General features: G+C 61.6%; 20 protein-coding genes. 7 read left to right on the top strand and 13 right to left on the bottom strand.

Annotated elements, in window-relative coordinates:
- Position 1 precedes the first annotated feature (1 nt).
- Both CKW25_RS05245 and CKW25_RS05240 read left to right on the top strand, forming a co-directional pair.
- Positions 2-961: a caspase family protein gene (locus CKW25_RS05245; RefSeq protein ID WP_095078285.1), complete on the top strand. Its 960-nt coding sequence runs from the start codon at positions 2-4 to the stop codon at positions 959-961.
- Positions 961-1,452: a toll/interleukin-1 receptor domain-containing protein gene (locus CKW25_RS05240; protein ID WP_095078134.1), complete on the top strand. Its 492-nt coding sequence runs from the start codon at positions 961-963 to the stop codon at positions 1,450-1,452. Before CKW25_RS05245 ends, CKW25_RS05240 begins: the two co-directional genes overlap by 1 nt.
- A gap of 51 nt (positions 1,453-1,503) precedes the next feature.
- On the opposite strand, the gene motB is transcribed toward CKW25_RS05240, so the two are convergent.
- Together motB and motA are read right to left on the bottom strand one after the other, a co-directional pair.
- Positions 1,504-2,526 (bottom strand): flagellar motor protein MotB, encoded by a 1,023-nt coding sequence (motB, locus tag CKW25_RS05235; RefSeq protein ID WP_095078133.1) that lies wholly within the window; start codon positions 2,524-2,526, stop codon positions 1,504-1,506.
- A 3-nt stretch (positions 2,527-2,529) separates the two neighbouring features.
- Positions 2,530-3,381 carry a flagellar motor stator protein MotA gene (gene motA, locus CKW25_RS05230; RefSeq protein ID WP_095078132.1) on the bottom strand — a complete coding sequence of 284 codons (852 nt, stop codon included), beginning with the start codon at positions 3,379-3,381 and terminating at the stop codon, positions 2,530-2,532.
- A 166-nt stretch (positions 3,382-3,547) separates the two neighbouring features.
- Between motA and CKW25_RS05225 the strand changes: the two genes are divergently transcribed.
- From CKW25_RS05225 to asd, 3 genes are read left to right on the top strand one after another with little or no spacing between them, the layout of a single operon-like run.
- The gene (locus CKW25_RS05225; protein ID WP_095078131.1) at positions 3,548-5,086 is read left to right on the top strand and encodes an HDOD domain-containing protein; all 1,539 of its coding nucleotides are present in this window, start codon (positions 3,548-3,550) and stop codon (positions 5,084-5,086) included.
- Positions 5,087-5,129: 43 nt separating this feature from the next.
- Positions 5,130-5,954: a rhodanese-like domain-containing protein gene (locus CKW25_RS05220; RefSeq protein ID WP_095078130.1), complete on the top strand. Its 825-nt coding sequence runs from the start codon at positions 5,130-5,132 to the stop codon at positions 5,952-5,954.
- Between the two features lie 9 nt (positions 5,955-5,963).
- A complete protein-coding gene (asd, locus tag CKW25_RS05215; protein ID WP_095078129.1) occupies positions 5,964-6,824 on the top strand; it encodes an archaetidylserine decarboxylase in 861 nt (286 codons plus the stop codon).
- A 224-nt stretch (positions 6,825-7,048) separates the two neighbouring features.
- Here the strand turns inward: asd and serB are convergent, their stop codons facing one another.
- Positions 7,049-8,263, bottom strand: a complete 1,215-nt coding sequence (gene serB, locus CKW25_RS05210; RefSeq protein ID WP_095078128.1) for a phosphoserine phosphatase SerB — start codon at positions 8,261-8,263, stop codon at positions 7,049-7,051.
- A 134-nt stretch (positions 8,264-8,397) separates the two neighbouring features.
- Here serB and CKW25_RS05205 point away from each other — a divergent pair, with 134 nt between their 5' ends.
- The gene (locus CKW25_RS05205; RefSeq protein ID WP_095078127.1) at positions 8,398-9,936 is read left to right on the top strand and encodes an AhpA/YtjB family protein; all 1,539 of its coding nucleotides are present in this window, start codon (positions 8,398-8,400) and stop codon (positions 9,934-9,936) included.
- Between the two features lie 567 nt (positions 9,937-10,503).
- On the opposite strand, the gene CKW25_RS05200 is transcribed toward CKW25_RS05205, so the two are convergent.
- The 9 genes from CKW25_RS05200 to CKW25_RS05155 all read right to left on the bottom strand — a co-directional run bounded on the left by CKW25_RS05200 (position 10,504) and on the right by CKW25_RS05155 (position 20,465).
- Positions 10,504-11,220 (bottom strand): membrane integrity-associated transporter subunit PqiC, encoded by a 717-nt coding sequence (locus CKW25_RS05200; RefSeq protein WP_095078126.1) that lies wholly within the window; start codon positions 11,218-11,220, stop codon positions 10,504-10,506.
- 177 nt (positions 11,221-11,397) lie between these two features.
- Positions 11,398-13,662, bottom strand: a complete 2,265-nt coding sequence (gene parC, locus CKW25_RS05195; RefSeq protein WP_095078125.1) for a DNA topoisomerase IV subunit A — start codon at positions 13,660-13,662, stop codon at positions 11,398-11,400.
- A 10-nt stretch (positions 13,663-13,672) separates the two neighbouring features.
- Positions 13,673-14,194, bottom strand: a complete 522-nt coding sequence (locus tag CKW25_RS05190) for a TIGR02281 family clan AA aspartic protease (protein WP_095078124.1) — start codon at positions 14,192-14,194, stop codon at positions 13,673-13,675.
- Entirely contained in the window at positions 14,191-15,174 is a 984-nt protein-coding gene (locus CKW25_RS05185) for an esterase-like activity of phytase family protein (RefSeq protein ID WP_095078123.1), read from the bottom strand. The genes CKW25_RS05190 and CKW25_RS05185 overlap by 4 nt, the downstream gene beginning before the upstream one ends.
- Positions 15,174-17,078 carry a DNA topoisomerase IV subunit B gene (parE, locus tag CKW25_RS05180; RefSeq protein WP_095078122.1) on the bottom strand — a complete coding sequence of 635 codons (1,905 nt, stop codon included), beginning with the start codon at positions 17,076-17,078 and terminating at the stop codon, positions 15,174-15,176. Before parE ends, CKW25_RS05185 begins: the two co-directional genes overlap by 1 nt.
- Positions 17,079-17,120: 42 nt before the next feature.
- The gene (locus tag CKW25_RS05175; protein WP_095078121.1) at positions 17,121-17,729 is read right to left on the bottom strand and encodes a YqiA/YcfP family alpha/beta fold hydrolase; all 609 of its coding nucleotides are present in this window, start codon (positions 17,727-17,729) and stop codon (positions 17,121-17,123) included.
- A gap of 755 nt (positions 17,730-18,484) precedes the next feature.
- The gene (gene cpdA / locus CKW25_RS05165; RefSeq protein ID WP_095078120.1) at positions 18,485-19,300 is read right to left on the bottom strand and encodes a 3',5'-cyclic-AMP phosphodiesterase; all 816 of its coding nucleotides are present in this window, start codon (positions 19,298-19,300) and stop codon (positions 18,485-18,487) included.
- A gap of 104 nt (positions 19,301-19,404) precedes the next feature.
- The gene (locus tag CKW25_RS05160; RefSeq protein ID WP_095078119.1) at positions 19,405-19,857 is read right to left on the bottom strand and encodes a DUF1249 domain-containing protein; all 453 of its coding nucleotides are present in this window, start codon (positions 19,855-19,857) and stop codon (positions 19,405-19,407) included.
- Positions 19,848-20,465, bottom strand: coding sequence for an NUDIX domain-containing protein (locus CKW25_RS05155; protein ID WP_095078118.1), 618 nt, complete (start codon positions 20,463-20,465; stop codon positions 19,848-19,850). The genes CKW25_RS05160 and CKW25_RS05155 overlap by 10 nt, the downstream gene beginning before the upstream one ends.
- Positions 20,466-20,689: 224 nt before the next feature.
- Here CKW25_RS05155 and CKW25_RS05150 point away from each other — a divergent pair, with 224 nt between their 5' ends.
- On the top strand, positions 20,690-21,436 hold the full coding sequence (locus CKW25_RS05150) for an RsiV family protein (RefSeq protein WP_095078117.1): 747 nt from the start codon (positions 20,690-20,692) through the stop codon (positions 21,434-21,436).
- Here CKW25_RS05150 and cytX read toward each other — a convergent pair.
- Positions 21,405-22,697 carry a putative hydroxymethylpyrimidine transporter CytX gene (gene cytX / locus CKW25_RS05145; protein ID WP_095078116.1) on the bottom strand — a complete coding sequence of 431 codons (1,293 nt, stop codon included), beginning with the start codon at positions 22,695-22,697 and terminating at the stop codon, positions 21,405-21,407. The genes CKW25_RS05150 and cytX overlap by 32 nt on opposite strands.
- Positions 22,698-22,807 lie beyond the last annotated feature (110 nt).

The raw sequence follows: 22,807 nt of genomic DNA, 5'->3' as shown, positions 1-22,807 counted from the left end.
GATGCGCAAGGGACTGTTTATCGGCATTAACCACTACAGCCACGTTGCCCATCTCAGCGGCTGTAACAACGATGCCATGGCCATGGCCTCGCTATTGGAGCGCCACGCCAGCGGCCGCCCCAATTTCAGCAACAAGGTCATGACGTCAGCCGAAGAAGTGCTGACATGCAGACTGTTGAAGCAGAGCATTCAGGAACTGTTCTCCGGCGACTGCGATGTCGCCCTGCTGTACTTCGCCGGCCACGGGCAATTCGACACACACATTGATGAGGGGCTGTTGATTCCCCAGGACTTCGGAGGCGGTGGTGACGGCATCCGCATCAGCGACATTCTCGTCTGGGCCAACAATGCCCCCCAGATCAAAAACAAAATCATCATTCTCGATTGCTGCGAAGCCGGCGCCGCCGCTGATGTACGCGGCTTAAGGGGTGGCAGCAGCATGATCGGCGAGGGTATGACCATCCTCACCGCGTGCAAGAAAGAGCAGCCGGCCATGGAGAGGGCCGGCCACGGCGTTTTTACCGGCCTGCTCTTGCAGGCGCTGCATGGCGGCGCAGCCAATGTGCTGGGCAAAGTCACACCCGGCAGCGTGTACTCGTTCGTCGACAACGCGCTGGGCGCTTGGGAGCAGCGCCCAGTCTTCAAGACCAACGTGTCGCAATTCGTGGCCTTGCGCGAAGTCGCGCCACTGATCGCCGAGGAAACACTGCGCAAGCTGCCTGACTGGTTCCCCGAGGCAAGTTTTGTCTTCCCTCTGGACCCCAGCTTTGAGCCCACGGAGGCGACCTACAACCCCGAGAACGGCGACATCTTCGCCCAATTGCAAAAGTGCAATCGCCACAGCCTGGTCGAACCGGTCGATGCCGAACACATGTATTACGCCGCCATCGAATCCACGGGCTGTCGCCTCACCGCCCTGGGCGCCTATTACCGCGAGCTCGCGATCAAGGGACACTTCTGATGCCCGTCTTTATCAGCTACCGCCATACCGACCGCCCCAAAGCCAAGGAGATCAACGACCGCCTGAGCCAGGCCGGGATAAAAACCTATCTGGATGTACTGGATCCCGAATCGCAAACCACCGACGACATCACCGGGGTGATCACCCGTAACATTACCGAGTGCAGCCATTTGCTGGCGGTGGTGTCGGACAAAACCGCGCATTCCTGGTGGGTGCCCTTCGAAATTGGCGAAGCGACCATCAGTGATCGGCGGATCTGCTCATTCAAGACCGGTGTCGGCGAACTGCCAGAGTACCTCGACAAGTGGCCAAAACTGGCGAGGATCACCGACCTCGACTTCTTTATCGACGCCTACCGCAACGAGCAGACACTCAAACGCGTGATGACGCTGGACTCGATCTCCAGCAACGAGTCGATACGCACAAACAACCGGACTAGTGCAGATCGCTTCCATACCGAACTCAAGGCCAGGATCCGCCGCGGTTTTTAAGGCAAACGGCGGCCATGAAAAAGCCGACATCGCTGTCGGCTTTTTCATGGGTCACTGCTTGGGCGCTTCTGTCGGTTTCGGCGGCGGGTCGTCAAACAGGTTCAAACGCTCGCGCAACTCATGGGCCGGCAGCGGTTGCTTGTCCGCCGGCAACGCGTTGGGGTCAACCGGCGTGGCTGGCACTTCCCCCGGCGCGCCCTGCCCGGAAGTCGGCGCAGGCTCGGCGCCTTGCTCGCCTTCGATGGCGCGCTGGGCCTTCTTGGTCAGCACCACGATGTCGATACGCCGGTTAACCGGGTTGAACGGGTTCTTGCGGTCAAACAGGGCCGAGGAGGCATACCCCACCACTCGCGCCACTTGCTGCTCGGGATAGCTGCCGGCCACCAGGGCACGGCGTGCAGCGTTGGCGCGGTTGGCCGACAGTTCCCAGTTGCCGAAATCACCGGTGCCCACATACGGCTTGGCATCGGTGTGGCCACTGATGCTGATCTTGTTCGGCACCGCTTTGATGGTGTCGGCCATGGCCAGCAGAATGTCTTCGAAGTACGGCTTCAAGCGCGCACTGCCGGAGTCGAACATCGGCCGGTTTTCCGAATCGATGATCTGGATCCGCAAGCCATCCGGGGTGATTTCGAACAGGATCTGGTCCTTGAACTTCTGCAGTTGCGGGTTCTCTTCGACCTTGTTCTGCAATTCTTGCAGCAACAACTCGAGCCGCTCGTGCTCGACCTGCTCGGCCATCCCTTCAACCTGCTCGGTATCGATGGTCACCTTGTCCGGCTGCGGCTGGGACTTGACCTCCGGGCTGAGGGTCTTGTCCGGCGCCAGCTCCGGCGAGCCCCCCAGATCGATAATGTAAGGCGTGCCGCTTTCCGAGAAGCCGATCGGGTCCTTGAAGTAACCGGCAATGGCGATCTTCTGCTCGGGCGTGGCCGTGGATAACAGCCACAGCACCAGGAAGAACGCCATCATCGCCGTCGCGAAGTCAGCGAAGGCGATTTTCCAGGCGCCCCCGTGATGCCCGCCAGCAATGCGCTTGACGCGCTTGATGATTATCGGCTGATTATTTTCCATGACTTAGCGACCGCGAACCGCTTGTTCCAGCTCGGCGAAGCTCGGACGGTGCGACGGGTACAGCACCTTGCGCCCGAACTCCACCGCCAGCGATGGCGGCATGCCGGAAGCCGAAGCCACCAGCGAGGCCTTGATGGCTTCGTAGACATTCAGTTCTTCCTTGGCATCATGGGCCAGGGAATGGGCCAGCGGGCCGAAGAAACCGTAGGCCGCGAGAATACCGAAGAAGGTCCCCACCAGCGCCGCACCCACGTGCAGACCGATGGACTTCTGGTCGCCCTCGCCCAGGGAGGCCATGGTCACCACAATCCCCAGGACCGCCGCGACAATACCGAAGCCGGGCATGGCATCAGCGATGCCGTTGACCGCATGGGAAGGGTGCTCCAGGCTTTCCTTGAGGTTGTACAACTCCATGTCGAACAGGCCTTCGAGCTCATGGGGAGCCATGTTGCCGGAGGACATGATGCGCAAGTAATCGCAGATGAACGCGGTCATGCGCTCGTCCTTGAGCACCGTCGGGTACTTGGCAAAAATCGGACTGGCCGCGGCATCTTCGATATCGCCCTCGATCGCCATCATCCCTTCACGGCGGCTCTTGTTGAGGATCTCGTAGATCAGGCCCAGCACCTCCAGGTAGAAGGCGTGCGTAAAGCGCGTGCTGAACATGCTCAAGGACTTCTTGAACACGTGCATGGTCATGTAGCCGGGGTTGGCTTGAAGGAATGCCCCCAAGGCCGCACCACCGATGATCATCACCTCGAAGGGCTGGATCAGGGCGGCAATCTTGCCGTGGGAAAGCACGTACCCGCCGAGCACGCTCGCGAATACGACGATGATGCCGATAATTTTAGCCATAGATAGAAGGTACTTATTTAAGTCGGGTTCAAGGTCATATTCGGAAGGCAAAAAATCTCTTCTTCTACTTATCGGCAAAACTGCGCCAGACTGTAGCCCGTTATGGCGAAAAGCCAATTTGGCCCATTCCGGGCGTGTTTGAAGTCAATGATGATCGCGCCCAACCATGGCTAACGAAACGAACGTTCCAACTGCGAAACCGACCACACTCCAAGGCTGGGTCAAGCTGCTCGATAGCGTGACCTTGCCCGTGCCGCAAGCCAGTCACGACCGCGTTTGCACAGCCATCGGCAACAACCGCAGCTCATTGCGCGATATCGCCGAGCTGATGCAAGACAGCCCGGCCCTGGCCTTGAGCGTCATTCGCGAGGCCAACCGCCACACCCACGGCAGCCTGACCGAACCCTGCGAAAACCTTGAGGTGGCGATCACTCGCCTGGGCCTCAAACGCACGGAAGCACTGCTCGCCCGCCTGCCAGCAGTGCCCGGGAACGACATCCCGCCGGCCCTGCGGCAATTGCAACTGATCAGCCAGCACGCCACCCAGCAGGCCAACGGTTTTTTTGCCAGTCGCCTGGCGCGACTGTGGCAGGACATTCATTGGGGCAGTTTATTGTTCCTGTCCCCCCTGTGGCCTTTGGCACTGAGTTATCCACAACTGCTGGAAGACTGGGAGCTGAGGGTTATCCACAAAGGCGAACCGGCCCATGACGTCGAGAAAGAACTGTTCGGGGTGCGCCTGCTCGAACTCTGCCAGGCACTGGTCGATGTCTGGCGCCTGCCTGTCTGGGTCGCACAAGGCTATCGCCTGTTGCTGAGTGAACAACGGGAACTGGCCAAGGTGCTGCACATCGCCCGTGACGCGGATCATCCGTTGCGCCAACAGAATCGCCTGGACGACGATCCGACCCTGCGCCGCTGGCTCAACCAACCGGCCAATACCGTATTGCTGGCCAACGGCCTGGCGCTGTCGGCCCAACACGCCTGGGACGGGCGCCATAGCTTGCGCTGGCAGTTCCTGACCAGCCTCTACCTGCAGATGCCGATGGATCAGTTGCAACAGCAACTGCACCAACAGGCCGCGCAAAGTGCCCGCCACCACGCCATGCCGGATCTCTGGCACCCTGCCGAGGCCCTGCTCTGGCCCTGGGGCGATCGCCGCGTGCACCGCGGGCTGCGTGCGGCTGACGCACCGACCGCCGAAGACCTGGTGAAATGGCGCCGGCAATGTGCCGAGCTGCTCCACGAACCCAGCCGCTTCACCAACGCCTTGCACCTGACCACTTGCGCCCGCGATGCACTGGCGGCCTGTGGCATGCGCCGGGTGATGCTGTTGATGGTCGATCGCAGCCAGACCAGCCTGCGTGTCCACCAGATGGCTGGCCTGCCCGGGGAAACCGCGACGCTGACCCTGCAAGTCAGCCAGAGCAGTGTCCTGCAAAAACTGCTGGCCCAGCCGGCACAGTTGCGCCTGACACCCGCCAACCATACCCAGTTCTCGGCCCTGCTGCCGGGCAGCCTGCGCACGCTGTTCGGCGGCGAACACCTGCTGCTGCGCTCGCTGGCCAACCATGGCCGGGTCATCATGCTGGTGGTCGCGGATCAGGGCGGCGGGCCCTTTTCGGACATCAGCCTACAAGCGTTCGGCAAAACCGTGCAGTGCATCGAAAAGGCCCTGCACAGCTTTAGCAACCGCGGCCAATAGCCGTTGCGCTACAATCCTCCCCTTTGTGCTCTGGAGACCTCACATGTCTGACTTCTCTGGCTTGGCGCTGGTCATCGAACCTGGCGACCTGCTCACCCGCCTCGATGCCCGCGAACTGATACTGGTGGACTTGACCAGTGCCGCCCGCTACGCCGAAGGGCACATTCCAGGCGCGCGCTTTGTCGATCCGAAACGCACGCAACTCGGCCAGGCCCCCGCCCCGGGGCTGATGCCCCCGCAGGCAGCACTCGAAACGCTGTTTGGTGAGCTGGGACACAACCCCGATGCGGTCTACGTGGTGTATGACGATGAAGGCGGCGGTTGGGCCGGACGCTTCATCTGGCTGCTGGATGTCATCGGCCACGGCAAGTACCACTATGTCGACGGCGGCCTGACGGCCTGGCTGGCGGAAGGCCTGCCCATGTCGATCCAGATCCCGCCACCTGTGGGTGGCCCGGTTCCACTGACCTTGCACGACGAACCCACCGCCACCCGCGAATACCTGCAAAGCCGTCTCGGCGCCGCCGACCTGGCCATCTGGGATGCCCGTGGCCCCCTGGAGTACTCCGGCGAGAAAGTGCTGGCGGCCAAGGGCGGGCACATTCCCGGCGCGATCAACTTCGAATGGACTGCCGGCATGGATCAGGCGCGCAACCTGCGCATCCGTACCGACATGCCGCAAATCCTCGAACAGCTCGGGATCAGCAAAGACAAAGAAGTGATCACCCACTGCCAGACCCACCACCGCTCTGGCTTTACCTATCTGGTGGCCAAGGCGCTCGGTTATCCGCGGGTCAAGGGCTACGCCGGTTCATGGGGCGAATGGGGCAACCACCCCGACACGCCTGTTGAGATTCAAGGTTCTTAAGGACAGTCAATGAAAAAGCGTTTGTTTATCCTCAGTCAGTACCTGCTGCCCCATCACCTGCTGTCGCGCCTGGCCGGCTGCATTGCCGAGTGCCGCGTGCGCTGGTTCAAGAATGCCTTCACCGCGTGGTTCGCCAAGCGCTACCAGGTGGACATGTCGCAGGCACTGGTCGAAGACCTGACCGCCTACGAACACTTCAACGCGTTCTTCACCCGCGCCTTGAAAGACGGTGCGCGCCCCCTGGACCAGACCCCGGGCGCGATCCTCAGCCCGGCCGACGGCGCGGTCAGCCAGCTTGGCCCGATCGAGCACGGTCGAGTGTTCCAGGCCAAGGGCCACAGCTTCAGCGTACTGGAACTGCTGGGTGGTGATGCCGCCAATGCCGCGCCCTTCATGGGTGGCGATTTCGCGACCATCTACCTGTCGCCCAAGGACTACCACCGCGTGCACATGCCGCTGGCCGGCACCCTGCGGGAAATGGTCTACATCCCGGGCCGGATCTTCTCGGTCAACCAGACCACCGCCGAAAACGTTCCAGAGCTGTTCGCCCGCAACGAGCGTGTTGCCTGCATTTTCGACACCGAACGCGGCCCGATGGCCGTGGTATTGGTGGGTGCGATGATCGTCGCCTCCATCGAGACCGTCTGGGCCGGCCTGGTGACGCCACCCAAGCGCGAACTGAAAACCTTCCGCTACGACGAAGCCGCCCGTGCGCCTATCCACCTGGAAAAAGGTGCCGAGCTGGGTCGCTTCAAGCTGGGTTCGACAGCTGTCGTCTTGTTTGGTCCGGACCAGATCCAGTGGGCCGAAGAGCTGGCGGCTGGCTCGCCGGTGACAATGGGCCAGGGTCTCGGCTCACCGAAAGCCTGATCCTGCCCATAAGTAATGATTGCGTTCTCCGTGGCGAGGGAGCTTGCTCCCGCTGGGCTGCGAAGCAGCCCCAACAAAGGTCATTGAGGTCTTTCTGAAAGACCGTAATCGCCTTACTTGGGCCGCTTCGCGCCCCAGCGGGAGCAAGCTCCCTCGCCACGGGGGGGGCCTCTAGCATGCGGGCCTGCTCCCACAGAACCCGCACTTACTCAGGCCATGCGCTGTTACAGTTGACCGTCGCGATCGCGCAAGCCCAGCAGATACAGCACCCCATCCAGCCCCAGGGTTGAAATGGCCTGCTTGGCCGACTGCTTGACCAGCGGTTTGGCGCGGAAGGCGACGCCCAGGCCCGCGATCGCCAGCATCGGCAGGTCGTTGGCACCGTCACCGACCGCGATGGTCTGCTCCAGGCGCAAACCTTCCTTGTGGGCCAGTTCACGCAGCAGATCGGCCTTGCGCTGGGCATCGACAATCGGCTCGACCGCCACGCCCGTCACTTTACCGTCGACCACTTCCAGTTCGTTGGCGAACACGTAGTCGATGCCCAGTTTGGCTTGCAGTTGCTTGGCGAAGTAGGTGAAACCACCCGACAGAATCGCGGTTTTGTAACCCAGGCGCTTGAGTTCGGCGAACAGGGTTTCTGCGCCCTCGGTCAGGCGCAGGGAGGCACCGATCGAGTCCAGCACGCTGACATCCAGGCCTTGCAGCAACGCCAGGCGTTCCTTGAAGCTGGCACGGAAATCCAGCTCGCCCGCCATGGCCCGTTCGGTGATTTCCGACACCTGGTCGCCCACACCGGCCGCCTTGGCCAGTTCGTCGATGACTTCGGCTTCGATCAGCGTCGAGTCCATGTCGAACACCGCCAGACGACGGTTGCGACGAAACAGCGAATCTTCCTGGAAGGCGATGTCGACGCTCAACTCCTGAGCCACGCTGAGGAATTCGGCACGCAGGGCTTGCGGATCCGCGGCCTCACCGCGAACGGAGAACTCGATGCAACCCTTGCCCTTGTCGGCCGGGGTGTCCAGAGGCATGCGCCCGGACAAGCGATCGATATGGTCGATGTTCAAGCCATACTTGGCCGTGATCGAGCTCACGCGCTGCAATTGCTCGGCGGTCACTTTGCGTGTCAGCAAGGTCACGATATGGCGTTTTTTGCCCTGCGCGCCGACCCACTGCTGGTAATCCTCTTCGGAAACCGGCGTGAAACGCACCTGCTGATCCAGCTCGTAAGCCTTGAACAGGATGTCCTTGAGCACCGAAGAACCCTGTTTGGTATCGGGAATCTCGACCAGGATGCCAAACGACAAGGTGTCGTGGATCACCGCCTGGCCGATGTCGAGAATGTTCACACCACCCTGGGCCAGTACACCGGTAATGGCCGCAGTCAGACCCGGACGGTCGACTCCCGTGATGTTTATCAGGACGATTTCGCGCAAGGCGCACCCCCGCAAGTGGAAAAAAACCGCATTCTACCCACATTCAGTGACCATCGGGCACAGCCAGCGCTTTGCCGGTCTGGGGGCTATCGCTATACTGCGCCTCAACTTCACGGACAAAAGAGCCGAGCTCAGTGAACCGGCCAACGCCAGTCAAAACCGACAACTTCTTTCTGCTGATCTTCCGGGCACTGCGCCATCGCCGTGTACCGATTGCATTACGCATTGCCAGCCATAACGTGATCCTGGTCGCATTGGCCCTGGTGATCTACGCCTGCGTGATGGGTCTGCAGTTCAAACAGGCCATGCACGAGCAGGCCGATGCCCTGGGCCAGAGCCTGACCACGCAGACGGCGACGTCAGCCACCGAGCTGTTGGTGTCCAACGACATCCTCAGCCTCAATGTGCTGCTGAACAACCTGACCAAGAACCCATTGGTGGCCCACGCCGCTATTTATAGCGTGGACAACCGGATTCTCGCCGAGGCCGGGCAACGTCCCAAGCATGGCTTGCTGGGCGAAGCCCAAGGCATGTACGAGAGCAAGATCACCTTCCAGGACGTGACCGCCGGCCAATTGCGCATCAGCCTGGACATGGATCAGTTCGAACAGCCGATGACCATCAGCCTGCAAAGCATGGGCATTCTCAGCGCCATCCTGCTGGCCTTGTCCCTGGCGCTGAGCCTGCGCCTGGGCCGGCACATCTCCACGCCACTGCTGCAACTGCGCGTGTGGCTGCGCGATATCGACGAACACACCCCGGCCACTCAGCGCCAGGATGAAATCGGCGACCTGGCCCGCCAGCTGCACAGCAGTTTCGCGCCAGAGCCGGCGGAGCCTGAACCGGTGCCCGAGCCTGAAGTCGACGATGAAGACGACACCGACGAAGCCGAATCCGGTTTTGAAGTACGCAACCTGCGCGACCCGAGCTTCGACGAGAGCGCACCCGTGACAGGCGTGAAGGCCGCACCACGGCATCGGGTGAACGCCGAAGAAGACGAATCGGACGAAGAAGACCCGTTCGCCGACCTTCGCGACAGCGATGCGACCGCTGCACCCGCCAAGCCGCAGCCCAAGCCTGCTGTTCCAACCGCTCCACAGCACAGTGCCGTACTGGCCGTGCAACTGGGCGCTCAGGATCAGCTACGCCGGTTGCCGCGCACTCGCCTGACCGAACTGCTGGATCGCTACCGCGACTGCCTGGATCAGGCTGCCTCGCTGTATGAAAGCGAACTGCACACCCTGAACGACGGCAGCACGCTGATGCTGTTCCACACTCAGGACAGCGGCGACGACTACCTGACCAATGCCATCTGCTGCGGTGAGCTGCTGCGTGCCCTGGGTCATCAACTGCAGATCGAGGTCGCTGACAGCGGCATCACCCTGCAATTGCAGCTGGGCCTGACCCTGGGTGACGAGCTGTTCGGCCTGAGCCAGATCGACCTGCTGCTGACCGAAACCGCCCAGGACGCCCTCGCCCTGTCCCAGCACAGCCGCAACCTGCTGCTGGTGGAGCGCAAGATCAGCGACGACGTGTTGATTCGCCAACGCGCGCGGATCCGCCCGATCGCCAGCCCGGAAGGTGCGTGCTGCGTCGAGCGCTTGATGGAGCCATACCCCTCGATGCTTGAGCGCCAACTGGCCCGCATGCACGAGACCAGCACCAAAGGCTGAGCCTGACCGGTAACAACAAAAGCCCGCCGATGAGTGATCATCCGCGGGCTTTTTGCTGCCTGCTCCCGATACCCTCACCGGTAAGCGGCGCGCCTGCCGGGGGTCGCGAGTACATATCCCGTGGCGAGGGAGCTTACTCCCGCTGGTCGGTCCGCGTTCGGGCGCAGCAGCCCCCGAACGAGCTCACCAAGGACTTTCTGAAAGACCACCATCGCCTTGTCAGGACCGCTTCGATCCGCAACAGCTGCTAGCGCCGTCGCCACAGAACCTGATCGCTCATGCTTGATGACACGAAAAAGCCCGCACTTGGCGCAATGCTGTTCAGTTAACGATAGGGTTGCTCAATACATCCCCCGTGGCGAGCGAGCTTGCTCGCGCTGGGCTGGGCTGCGCAGCAGCCCCAAAAACTATCGCCGAGTTCGTTCAGAAAGACCGCAGTCACTTTGTTGGGGGCGCTTCGCGCCCCAGCGCGAGCAAGCTCGCTCGCCACGAGTCTCTCACTCGCTTCAAGCGTTTCTTAACTGAACAGCATTGCGCACTTGGCGGGCTTTGCCTGCAGTATTGAGCTTAGAAGCGGAACACTTCCATGTCGGTGCGGATCGGCGAAGCCATCGGGATCTTCGGTTGCTTCTCCGGCTCAGCCGGTGCGGTCGGTTTTTCCCGCGATGGCTTGCTGCGTGGTGCATCGGCAATCGGCGGCTGGTTGGCCAACGGCTTGAGGGCCACCGACAACTGCTCGGCCAGGCGCTGCAACAACACGCCCTGAGCCTGTACCTGAGCCGCAGTACCACCGGCGTGCTGTTCCTGCAGGTGAACGATACGGTTGTCGCGCACCTGGCCGCGACGGTCGATCAGGCGCCACTGGGCGTCGAGAATCGCCGGTTGCGACTCACCCGAGTCCAGGCGCGTAATCGACAGCAACACCTGCACGTCCGGGACAAAGCCCTGCGTTGCCGGTGCCAGGACTACGCGCTGGCTGTCCAGGCGACCGGCCACTTGCCGCAGCAGCAACTGATTGATATCAGAAGACAGGCTGCCCGCCCAACGACCATCGGTGGACGCTTGCAGGCTGCCGTCGGGTTGACGCTGCAACAGGGTTTCACGTTGCAGGTAATCAGCAATCAGAACCGGACCCAGTAACACCGCCATGCCGGCGCTTTGCGCAGGCTGAGCAGGGCTGCCGCTGTCCAGTTGATACAGCGACACCGGCTGGTGAACGCTGCAACCCGCCAGGCCAAGAAAGCCTGCGAGCAACAAAAAAAGAGGAAGGCGCAGAACAGTCATCATCCCATCCAGGTGGCGGCCACACGGCCGCTCACAGTGAAAAATACTCTAACAATATAACGAACGCTCGACCACGCCGGCGCTTGAAAGGCCATATCATCCGTGAATATGCCGTTCGACTCCAGCGCGAAAGTACCGATCTACGCGTTAAATCGTAGATTGAGCGCCCTAAGGCACTTAATCCAGAGCTTCTACCAACAACGCATCCACCCGCTGGAAGCCCCGTGGCAGCTTATTGCCTCGACGTCCACGTTCACCCTTGTAGTGCTCCAGGTCATCGGCCTTCAGCGACAGCGTGCGTTTACCGGCCTGCAACACCAGCGTCGCACCGTCCGGCAATACCGCGATATCGGTGACGTATTCCTCGCGACTGGCTACACGTTCGCCGGAGATACCTATGATTTTATTGCCTTTGCCCTTGCCCAACTGTGGCAAGTCGCTGATTTTGAAAATCAGCAGGCGGCCTTCGGTGGTCACCGAGGCCAGCCAGTTCTGCTCACGATCAGCGACCGGACGCGGCAAGATCACCTTGGCGTTGTTCGGCAGGCTCACCAGCGCCTTGCCGGCCTTGTTCTTGGCTTGCAGGTCTTCACCCTTGACCACGAAGCCGTAACCGGCGTCGGAGGCAATGACGTAGAGGCCATCGTCCTCAGGCATCAGCACGCATTCGAAAGTTGCCCCGGGCGGCGGTGCCAGGCGACCGGTCAGCGGTTCACCCTGGCCACGGGCCGAAGGCAAGGTGTGGGCCGGCACCGAGTAGCTACGGCCGGTGGAGTCGATAAACACCGCGAACTGGTTGGAACGACCGGCAGCCGCCGTCTTGAAACCGTCCCCAGCCTTGTAGGAAAGGCCCGTGGCGTCGATGTCGTGCCCCTTGGCCGAACGCACCCAGCCTTTTTCCGACAGAACGACTGTCACTTTTTCGTTCGGCAGCAGATCGTGCTCGGTCAACGCCTTGGCTTCGGCGCGCTCGACAATCGGCGAACGACGGTCGTCGCCGTAGGTTTCGGCATCCTTGATCAGCTCACTGCGCACCAGCTTCTTGAGCTTGGCTTCACTGCCCAGCAGCGCTTGCAGCTTGGCTTGCTCCTTGAGCAACTCGTCCTGCTCGTCGCGCAGCTTCATCTCTTCCAGGCGTGCCAACTGACGCAGGCGCGTGTCGAGGATGTAGTCGGCCTGGATTTCGCTCAGGGCAAAACGCTCGATCAGCCTGGCTTTCGGGTGTTCCTCGGTACGGATGATGTGGATCACTTCATCCAGGTTGAGGTAGGCGATCAACAAACCGTCCAACAGGTGCAGGCGACGCTCGACCTTGTCCAGGCGGAACTGCAGGCGACGACGGACCGTCTGAACCCGGAACTCCAGCCACTCGACCAACAGCGCGCGCAGGTTTTTCAGCTGCGGCTTGCCGTCCAGGCCGATGATGTTGATGTTCACCCGGTAGGTGGACTCAAGCTCGGTGCTGGCGAACAGATGCTGCATCAACGCTTCGTGATCGACCCGGCTGTTGACCGGGATGATCACGATCCGGCATGGGTTCTCATGATCGGACTCGTCGCGCAAGTCGGCGATTTGCGGGGCCTTGGACGGCTTGGCCTGCATCATGGCGGCAATCTGCTCGAGCACCTTGGCGCCGGAGACCTGATGAGGCAGCGCAGTGACGATGATGTCGCCGTCTTCGACGTGGTAAACGGCGCGCATGCGCACCGAACCACGACCGGTTTCGTAGATTTTCATCAGGTCGGCGCGCGGCGTGATGATTTCCGCTTCGGTCGGATAGTCCGGGCCCTGGATGTGCTCACAGAGTTGTTCGACCGTGGCTTTTGGCTCATCGAGCAAACGCACGCAGGCGGTCGCGACTTCCCGCAGGTTGTGCGGCGGAACGTCGGTGGCCATGCCCACGGCAATGCCGGTGGTGCCGTTGAGCAGGATATTCGGCAAGCGTGCCGGCAGTACCAGCGGCTCGTCGAGCGTACCGTCGAAGTTCGGCCCCCAGTCCGCGGTGCCCTGGCCCAGTTCGCTGAGCAGCACTTCGGAATAACGCGACAGGCGCGCCTCGGTGTAACGCATGGCGGCGAAGGACTTCGGATCGTCCGGCGCACCCCAGTTACCCTGACCGTCCACCAGGGTGTAGCGGTAGCTGAATGGCTGGGCCATCAACACCATGGCTTCGTAGCAGGCCGAGTCGCCGTGGGGGTGAAACTTGCCGAGCACGTCACCGACGGTACGCGCGGATTTCTTGTGCTTGGAATCGGCGTCCAGCCCCAACTCGCTCATCGCATAGATGATGCGCCGCTGTACCGGTTTCAGGCCGTCGCCGATGTGCGGCAAGGCCCGGTCCATGATCACGTACATGGAGTAGTTGAGGTAGGCATTTTCGGTGAAGTCAGCCAGCGATCGGCGTTCTACGCCATCTAAGCTGTCTGCAAGGATATCGCTCATGCGGGCCTCATCAATTCGTTGTCTGGCGCAGCAGCATGGTGCCGCCGCGCTGGGTAAATTCAAGTTGTTTCAGGGCGCTCATGCCCAGCAGCACTTGCTCGCCGCCCAGGCCTGGCGCCACCAGGGCACGTACATCGTGCAGGACGATGTCGCCCAGTTTCAGTTGTTCAAGCCGGGTCCGGTAACCCTGGCTGCGACCGTTGGCCGTGCTCAGGGTGACCGGCGCCCCTTTTTCCAGATTCAGGCGCTCGGCCAGCCTGGACGGGATCGACACATCGGTCGCCCCGGTATCGAGCATGAAATTCACCGGTTGACCGTTGATCTGGCCATCGGCAACGAAATGCCCCTGGCCATTGCTGACCAGTTTCACTTCAATAAAACCGTCACCCTGTTGCGAGCTGACCTGGGTGTTGGGGTTTTCCAGGCGCTGCTCCCAGGCCCCGAAGAACCGTGTCGCCAGAAACAGCCCGGCGCACCAGGCCAGCACCAGCAGCACACGACCGGCGCGTTTGCCGGGAGCCTGCTGGGTCATGGCCGGGCGCTCCAGCCGCCTTGCGGCGCGGCAAAGCGCCAGACAATCGGCCTGAATTCACCATCGGCGCGAGCACCGTTGTTGTTGTCAATGCCGACCCAGGCACCGTCGGCGTCGACCACCAGGGCCTCGGTAAGGCCATAGGCCTGTGGATAACGGCGATGAGCCTGCAAGGCTTGCTCGGCAAACGACCAACATTGCTCGACCTTGGCACTCACTGCATCGCGACGACAAATTTCGAACGCATTGCGCTCCAGCGTGAATAGCTTACCGTCGAACCACGACAGGTCGGCAAAGTCCCGGGGAACCGGCTTTGCATTGGGGAACTGCTCCGGTTGCATTTGCATACCCGCCTCACTCAGCAGCACGCACCCTCCGTCGCAATCCCAGACCGATTGCTGGCGCTTGATCCGTAACAGTCCGCGCCGTTCCCGCTCGGCCGCCAGCCATAACTGACTGCCTTCCGGGTCGACGGCAATGCCTTCGAACAACCCATTGAATCGCAGTAACATCCCGCTGGCCCGCGCTTCGCGGATCATGCTCGGGGAGATTTTCAGCCACTGGGCGGGCCCCGTCACAGGGACTTGCAACACCGCCGCATGAGACTCGCTGACGATGTAGCGATTGCCCGCCTGATCGCAGGTGATCCCTTCAAAATCCAGATCACCACCACGAATGAACGACGCCGCCCAGGCCCGCGAACTCAGCCCCCAGGGCAAGCCGCTTTCAGGTACCGGCGGCACATCGATGGACACGGCTTCAGCCTGCCAGACGTTCTGGCGGGTATCGAGGCGATAGATCTGCTCGTCGTCGCGATCAGACACCGTCCACAGGTTGCCACCACATTGCGCCAGTCCCGACAGGTTGCCGCCGCGCATGCCTTGCACGGCATGCTCGGACAGCAGTGTCAGTTCAGGCGCCGGCTGCGCGAACACCGCGCTGGCCAGGAACAGTAATGCAAGGGCGAAACCGCTCCGCATCAAGCCAGAACCTCGGCCAGGTTGCCCTTGGATTCCAGCCAGGACTTGCGATCGCCGGCACGTTTTTTCGCCAGCAGCATGTCCATCATTTCCGACGTGGCCTCGAAATCATCCAGTGTCAGCTGTACCAGACGTCGCGTATTCGGGTCCATGGTGGTTTCACGCAACTGCGGCGGGTTCATCTCGCCCAGGCCCTTGAATCGGGTGACCTGCGGCTTGCCGCGCTTCTTCTCGGCCACCAGGCGGTCGAGAATACCGTCACGCTCGGCGTCATCGAGGGCGTAGTAAATCTCTTTGCCCAGGTCGATGCGGTACAGCGGCGGCATCGCCACATAGACGTGACCGGCATCCACCAACGGGCGGAAGTGCTGGAGGAACAAGGCGCAGAGCAGGGTTGCAATGTGCAGACCGTCGGAGTCGGCGTCGGCGAGGATGCAGATCTTGCCGTAACGCAGCTGGGTCATGTCCGCTGCGCCCGGATCGACACCGATGGCCACGGCGATGTTGTGCACTTCCTGGCTGGCCAGCACTTCGCTGCCGTCGACTTCCCAGGTGTTGAGGATCTTGCCGCGCAACGGCAGGATCGCCTGGAACTCCTTGTCCCGCGCCTGTTTGGCCGATCCACCGGCGGAGTCACCCTCCACCAGGAACAGCTCGGAGCGCATCGGGTCCTGCCCGGCACAATCGGCAAGCTTGCCCGGCAACGCCGGCCCTTGGGTAATGCGCTTGCGCTCGACCTTCTTGCTCGCCTTCAGACGACGACCGGCGTTGTTGATCGCCAGTTCCGCCAGCAGCATGCCGGTCTCAGGGTTTGCATTGAGCCACAGGCTGAAGGCGTCCTTGACCACACCCGAGACAAACGCTGCCGCTTCACGGGACGACAGGCGCTCCTTGGTCTGGCCGGAGAATTGCGGTTCCTGCATCTTCATCGACAGCACGAAAGCAATGCGTTCCCAGACGTCTTCCGGCGCCAGCTTCACACCACGGGGCAGGAGGCTGCGGAACTCACAGAATTCGCGCATGGCATCGAGCAAGCCCTGGCGCAGGCCGTTGACATGGGTGCCGCCCTGGGCTGTCGGGATCAGGTTGACGTAGCTTTCCTGCACGCTGTCGCCGCCTTCCGGCAACCACAACAGCGCCCAGTCGACGGCTTCCTTGTTACCGGCCAGGCTGCCGCAGAACGGCTCGTCCGGCAGGCGCTCGAACTCGCTGACCGCATCGACCAGGTAGGAACGCAGGCCGTCTTCGTAATGCCACTCGACCTTTTCGCCGGTGCCTTTGTCTTCAAAGCTGACCAGCAACCCCGGGCACAACACGGCCTTGGCCTTGAGCACATGCTTGAGGCGGCTGATGGAGAACTTCGGCGAGTCGAAGTATTTCGGGTCCGGCGCGAAAAACACGCTGGTGCCAGTGTTGCGCTTGCCAACGGTGCCGATCACTTCCAGCTCGGTGGCTTTGTAGCCATCGGCGAAGGTCATCTGGTATTCGTTGCCGTCACGCTTGACGCGCACACGCACCTGGGTCGACAGGGCGTTGACCACCGAAATACCCACCCCGTGCAAACCGCCGGAGAACTGGTAGTTCTTGTTGGAGAACTTGCCGCCCGCATGGAGCTTGGTGAGGATCAGCTCGACGCCCGAAACGCCTTCTTCCGGGTGGATGTCCACCGGCATGCCACGGCCGTCATCGCTGACTTCCAGGGAGTGGTCGGCGTGGAGGATGACCTGCACCGATTTGGCGTGCCCGGCCAAGGCTTCGTCGACACTGTTGTCGATGACTTCCTGGGCGAGGTGGTTCGGCCGACTGGTGTCGGTGTACATGCCGGGGCGTTTACGCACCGGGTCGAGGCCCGAGAGGACTTCGATGGCGTCTGCGTTATAAGAGCTAGCGCTGGGAGTGGCCATGGGGTCTCGTCGTCAGTCATTCATGAAAATAGGGGCAAGGCTTCACAGTGCCGTGAAATCAATCGCCTGGTACACATCTGCGCCAATGCCGGCAAAGCTCAACAGCGCCGGCAATCGCCCGGCAAACCCCTGGAAACCATGGTCGCCGCCGGCCTGGATGCGCAAGGCACAGGCTCGGTAATACTGCTGGGCGAGGCGGTAGTCCAGCGTTTCGTCGCCGGTCTGCAACCACACCTGATACCGCTGCGGATCCTGGAGGCCCGGCACTTCAAGCTCGGCCAGGGCCGTCACATGATCGTGGGTCAACTCCCAGGTCTCTTCGGTATACAGGTTTTTCTGTGTCCCCAGGTACCCGTCGAACATCCGGTGCGGGCTGACCGCCGGGTTGATCAACAAGGCCTTGAGGCCGTGGCGCTCAGCCAGGTGAGTGGCATAGTAGCCGCCGAGTGAGCTGCCGACCAGCAGTGGCCGCCCCAGCTCGGCAATCGCCCGCTCCAGCTGACCGATGGCCTCGCGCGGGTGGTGATGCAAAGCCGGAACCCGCAACCGATCCCCCAGCCCGAGCCGCTCCATCACACCCACCAGCTGACAGGCCTTTTTCGACGAAGGAGCGCTATTGAAACCGTGGATATAAAGGATCGAACCCGACATGCAAGCACCCTGTACAGTGAGGTGAAGTGCCGCAGTTTACAGGGAGTCGAGCGGGGTTGGGGCGCTGGCATGGATCAAAATGAAAGCCGCTCCCGCCGAGCACGCCAACACCAGGAGAAAACGACCGCCAGCCGGAGCGTCAGCACCGGCAAGCCAGCACACCACAAAACCACCCCGTTCTCTGCTCTCTGCTCTCTCCCACCTGCCACCCGCCACCGGCCACCTCCCACCACTCAACAGGCCGAGCGTTAGCTCGCCTGCCGCCCTTGATCTTGCTTTGGCTTTGGCTTTGGCTTTTGATCCACCCGCCCCATCGGCAGGCTGAGCGCAGGTATTCATCCGGGGATTGGCGCGCAGCGCCGTTCGACGCAGTCGAACTCATTGCATGGAGGTCGTCGCGCAGCAGACCGGAGGGCAATGCCCCCGGATGGATGCCGGAGCGAAGGAACCCCGAGCCTAGGCGAGGGGCCGGACGCTCGGGGCGAAGTGTTTTTTTGCTTACTTTTTTTAGGCGCTTGTAAAAAAAGTGAGTCGCCGTCGGGCGAAACCATAAGTCGCCACGACCGCAGCAACGGATATGTACACCGCACCTGCAAGAGAATGGCTGGCTGCCAAGACGCCTTCGCGGGCAAGCCCGCTCCCACAGGTGCACCTACGCAAGAGATGGGTTGGCTTCCAGGCCGCCTTCGGGCAAGCCCGCTCCCACAGGCCTACACCTGCAAGAGACAAATCGACTATCAGACCCGAGGAAACACTCAGTAACCGTTAGACCCGTAATCCACCTGAAACTCAAACCCGCTCACCCGCTCCACCCCAGTCTCAAGCCCCCCGTCAGGCAACAACCGCAACCACCGATAACCCGGCGCCAGCGTATCGACCTTGAAATCCTCACTACGAGGCTCGAACTGAATGCAGGTCGAAGGCGATGCAATCAAACGCACCCCGTTGCGTAACTGATCGATTTCCTGATGCACATGCCCCCACAACACCGCACGCACCTGGGTAAAACGATCAAGCACGGCAAACAACGCCTCCGGATTACGCAAACCGATCGGCTCCATCCAGGCACACCCAATGGACACCGGATGATGGTGAAAACACACCAGATGATGACGCTGCGGCGCCTCGCTCAAGGCCCGGGCCAGCAACTGCAACTGCTCGTCCTGCAAGTAACCGGGCACCGACCCCGGTACAGCGGAATCCAGCAAGGTAATCCGCCAGTTGCCAATGTCCACCACCGGCTCCAGAAAAGCACTCTGCACCGCCGCCTGGGCCATGATGCGTGGCTCGTCGTGATTACCCGGAATCCAGCGCGCCGGGGCATCGATTTGCCCGCTCATCTGGCGAAACTGCTGGTACGACTCCAGGGTGCCGTCCTGGGACAGGTCACCGCTGGCAATCACCAGGTCAATCCGTGATTGCTGCGCCAACGCCAGTTCGATGACCTGCTGCAGGCTGTCGCGCGTGTTCATGCCCAACAGTGTTCCGTCAGCTTCGGCAAACAGGTGGCTGTCAGAAAGCTGCACCAACAGCACGGGGTCGCTGGCATTCAGAGTGGATACGCTCGGCAAGGCGTTCTCCCGGGGCGTGGACAGGGATTGGAATGGAGGGGCAATTATGCTGGGGCAATCGTGAAGAGGAAACCTGTGAACCGGACACAGTTCACATCTGCGGTTTAACGCACCACTTCGTATTCGTGCCCGCACGCCAGGCAATGGCTCAGCCATTCGCCAAGGAAGACGTTGAGCTGGGCCTTTTCGTCCGGCTGGTGCATCAACGCATTGGGGTAAGGATAGATGCCCCGGAAGCGCCGCGCATGCTCGGCGCTGATGACCTCGGCCATGCGCGCATCGTGATAGACCTGGACTTCCAGCTGCGGCACCGGCAACCACGGCAGGCTGTGCTCCTGACGCACGCGCAAGGTCGTGGTGTACGGACAGGCCCGCAACACCTCCAGCGTCAGCACACCCAGCATCTGGTCGCCCTGGGTCATGGCAATGCGCCGGGCCCCTGGCTGGTTGCGCATATCCGGCAACAGGCGCAACAACCGGGCATAGTTGGCCTCGCAGGCGCTTTGCAGCCCCACAAGGTCGACCCGATATCGGTCGCGCTGTTTGATTACGACCATAGCCCCCTCACTTCAACGCGGTTCAAAGCCAGCCATTGCAAGGCAATAATGCTCGCCGCGTTGGAAATCCGCCCATCACGTACGGCCTGCAGGGCATCTTCAAAGTCCCAGGCCGTGACGCGAATATCTTCTGCCTCCTCTACCAGCCCGTGCAGGCCGCCCGCCTCGCTGCTGTCACAACGCCCCAGATACAAATGCACGTATTCGGTACTGCCGCCCGGCGATGGAAAGTAGTTGAGCATCGGCCACAGCGCAGTGAACTCAAGCCCAGCTTCCTCCTGCGCTTCGCGGTGAGCAACTTCTTCTGGCAGTTCGTCCTTGTCGATCAGACCGGCGACCAGTTCGATCAACCAGGGATTGTCAGTCTTGCCCAGCGCCCCCACGCGAAACTGCTCGATCAGCACCACTTCATCCCGCTGCGGATCGTAAGGCAGCACGCACACGGCATCATGACGAACGAACAATTCACGATTGATTTCACGGCTCATGCCGCCGGCGAACAGCTCATGGCGCAGGTGCACACGATCGAGCTGGTAGAAGCCTTTATGGCAGCTTTCAGTGCGCACGACGTCTACGGTGGTCGGGGTGGCCTTGGCAAAATCAGTCATAACAATCCTCGTCTACTGCAAAATCCGTCCGAGGCTGCCCCCAGTCTTCGCGCCATCCTAACGCGCCCGTCACGATTGATGCAGCCCCTTTGAGGTCGCCGGGATAGACGGCAGGGGGGCAAACCAACTCTAATTGGCACTATTGAGCTTAGTGGCGAACTGACTGCGCCGCTGACAGTCGAAGCCGGTAACTTTTGCCTACCCCTGATTCATGAAGGACGCCCATGTCACTTTTGAAAATCGCCTCCGTGGCCTGTATCGCCCTGACCCTGGGCGCCTGTCAAAGCCTGTTCCAGCCAAGCTACAAGGCGCCGCTGGAAACCCTGCGCGACACCGCCGAAACCATCAAGCCAGGTTGCACGGCCGCCGACTGCCCGCTGGTGAACATCGATACCGTGCGCTTTCCGGGCGAGCCGCAACTGGATGGCATCATCGAAAAACGCTTGCTGCAAATGACCCGCACCTCACCCGACGCCCCGTTGCCAGCCTCGCTCAACGCCTATCGCGATCAGTTTTTGCGTGACGCCGGCCCACGCCACAGCAGCTACCTGCAAGCCAAGGTACGGGAGCAGCATGACGGCTTGGTGATCATTGAGTTGTCCAGCTACCTGGACACCGGGACCGCCCATGGCACGCCGGGTCGCGGCTTCATCAATTATTCGCGCCAGGAGCACAAGGTGCTGAATCTGTCTGACATGCTGCGGCCCGGGCAGGAAGAAGCATTCTGGAAAGCCGCCCAGGTGGCGCATAACAGCTGGCTGATCAGCACCCGGCTCGATCAGGAGCCGGAATTCATGAAAGCCTGGCCGTTCAAGAAAACCCCGAATGTGGCCTTGACCACTGCCGGGGTGATGCTCAAGTACGACGTGACCACGATTGCGCCTTACGCGCTGGGCCACGTCGAACTGAAGATCCCTTACTCGCGCCTGGGCGGCATCCTCAAGCCTGAGCTGGTTCCCGCCCGTCCGTAACGACACGCCCCAGCAGCAACTGGAGCAGCCCTGCCAGTATCAACGCCGGCAGGGTTGCGCCGATTTCAGGGTAGAGATTGGCCAGCAGGTGATACGTGCTTACACCCCCCAGCCAGGCCAGCAAGCTCGTCCCGCGCAAAGCCGATAACGCCGCCTGGGCCCTGCGCTTGCGCAGAATGAAGTGATCCACCAGCACAACGCCAAACAGCGGCGCAAACACCGAACCGATCAACAGCAGGAAGTTCTGGTACTGGGCCAGCGGTGCCAGCAGGGCGATCAAGGTGCAGATCACCCCGATGGCCAGGGCCAGGTGTTCGACCTTCAGGCGCAACAGAATCCCGCTGGAAACCGCCGCCGAGTGAATGTCGGCAAAGGCGTTTTCGGACTCGTCGAGCAGGATCAACAACAGCGGAATCCCCAGGCCGGCACCGGCCAGCGCCAGCAGCAAGGCGTTGACTTCGCCGCTCGGCGCGAAGGCCAGGGTGTAGGCCACGCCCAGGCTCATCAGCCAGAAGTTACCGATAAAGAAACCAAGCGCGGTGCCGCCGAAGACGTTTTTGGCCCGTTTGCCGAAGCGCGAGTAGTCGGCGATCAGCGGCAACCACGACAGCGGCATGGCGATGGCGATGTCAAAACCCACGGCGAACGGCATCGAACCGTCACCGGCCTGTGCCCATAGCGCGGCCAGGTCGGCTTTGGCGAACAGGTTCCAGGTCAGCCAGATACACGCGGCCAGCAGCAGCCAGATCCCCCACTTGCGCAGCACTTTGCGCACGAAGGTCAACGGGCCACTGACTGCCAGCAACGTGGCCAGAGCACCGAAGAACAGCGTCCACAGCAGCGGGTTCGACCACAGGCTGCCTTCGCTGAACGCCCGGGCGCCCAGCAGGCTGGCCGCGTCGCGCATGACGATGATCTCGAACGAACCCCAGCCGATCAGTTGCAACAGGTTCAACAGCGCCGGCAGGCTCGCACCGCGAGTACCGAGGCTGAGTTTGAGCGCGGCCATCGACGACAGGCCGGTGTCGCTGCCGATCACGCCAACCGCCGCCAGCAGCAACACGCCAACCAGCGTGCCAAGGAAAATCGCCAGCAATGAGCCGGACAGGCCCAGGCCGGGTGCGAGCAAGGCACCGGTCTGCAGCACCATCAGGCCGATACCAAGGGAAAACCACAGGGAGAACAGATCGCGGCCGCCGAAGACTCGTTTGTCAGTGGGCACCGCGATGTCGGGTGAGTACGTGCTGGGTTGAATGCTCAAGGGTGTTATCTCAGAGGGACATTTGTTGTTGTGTCGATCACGCACCATTCCTGTGGCGAGGGAGCTTGCTCCCGCTGGGCTGCGCAGCAGACCCAAACCCGGCCACCGCA

It is taken from the genome of Pseudomonas sp. Irchel s3h17 (assembly GCF_900187505.1).
Lineage (GTDB): Bacteria > Pseudomonadota > Gammaproteobacteria > Pseudomonadales > Pseudomonadaceae > Aquipseudomonas.
This window is presented reverse-complemented; position numbering and strand designations above follow the sequence as displayed.

Bases quoted from the DNA above. Each gene is read 5' to 3' on its own strand.
- parC (WP_095078125.1), bottom strand. From the start codon at position 13,662: ATGAGCGATATCCTTGCAGACAGCTTAGATGGCGTAGAACGCCGATCG.
- CKW25_RS05225 (WP_095078131.1), top strand. From the start codon at position 3,548: ATGGCTAACGAAACGAACGTTCCAACTGCGAAACCGACCACACTCCAA.
- asd (WP_095078129.1), top strand. From the start codon at position 5,964: ATGAAAAAGCGTTTGTTTATCCTCAGTCAGTACCTGCTGCCCCATCAC.
- parE (WP_095078122.1), bottom strand. From the start codon at position 17,078: ATGGCCACTCCCAGCGCTAGCTCTTATAACGCAGACGCCATCGAAGTC.
- CKW25_RS05160 (WP_095078119.1), bottom strand. From the start codon at position 19,857: ATGGTCGTAATCAAACAGCGCGACCGATATCGGGTCGACCTTGTGGGG.
- CKW25_RS05245 (WP_095078285.1), top strand. From the start codon at position 2: ATGCGCAAGGGACTGTTTATCGGCATTAACCACTACAGCCACGTTGCC.
- CKW25_RS05155 (WP_095078118.1), bottom strand. From the start codon at position 20,465: ATGACTGATTTTGCCAAGGCCACCCCGACCACCGTAGACGTCGTGCGC.
- CKW25_RS05190 (WP_095078124.1), bottom strand. From the start codon at position 14,194: ATGACCCAGCAGGCTCCCGGCAAACGCGCCGGTCGTGTGCTGCTGGTG.
- CKW25_RS05150 (WP_095078117.1), top strand. From the start codon at position 20,690: ATGTCACTTTTGAAAATCGCCTCCGTGGCCTGTATCGCCCTGACCCTG.
- motB (WP_095078133.1), bottom strand. From the start codon at position 2,526: ATGGAAAATAATCAGCCGATAATCATCAAGCGCGTCAAGCGCATTGCT.
- CKW25_RS05185 (WP_095078123.1), bottom strand. From the start codon at position 15,174: ATGCGGAGCGGTTTCGCCCTTGCATTACTGTTCCTGGCCAGCGCGGTG.
- CKW25_RS05175 (WP_095078121.1), bottom strand. From the start codon at position 17,729: ATGTCGGGTTCGATCCTTTATATCCACGGTTTCAATAGCGCTCCTTCG.
- motA (WP_095078132.1), bottom strand. From the start codon at position 3,381: ATGGCTAAAATTATCGGCATCATCGTCGTATTCGCGAGCGTGCTCGGC.
- CKW25_RS05240 (WP_095078134.1), top strand. From the start codon at position 961: ATGCCCGTCTTTATCAGCTACCGCCATACCGACCGCCCCAAAGCCAAG.
- CKW25_RS05220 (WP_095078130.1), top strand. From the start codon at position 5,130: ATGTCTGACTTCTCTGGCTTGGCGCTGGTCATCGAACCTGGCGACCTG.
- CKW25_RS05200 (WP_095078126.1), bottom strand. From the start codon at position 11,220: ATGACTGTTCTGCGCCTTCCTCTTTTTTTGTTGCTCGCAGGCTTTCTT.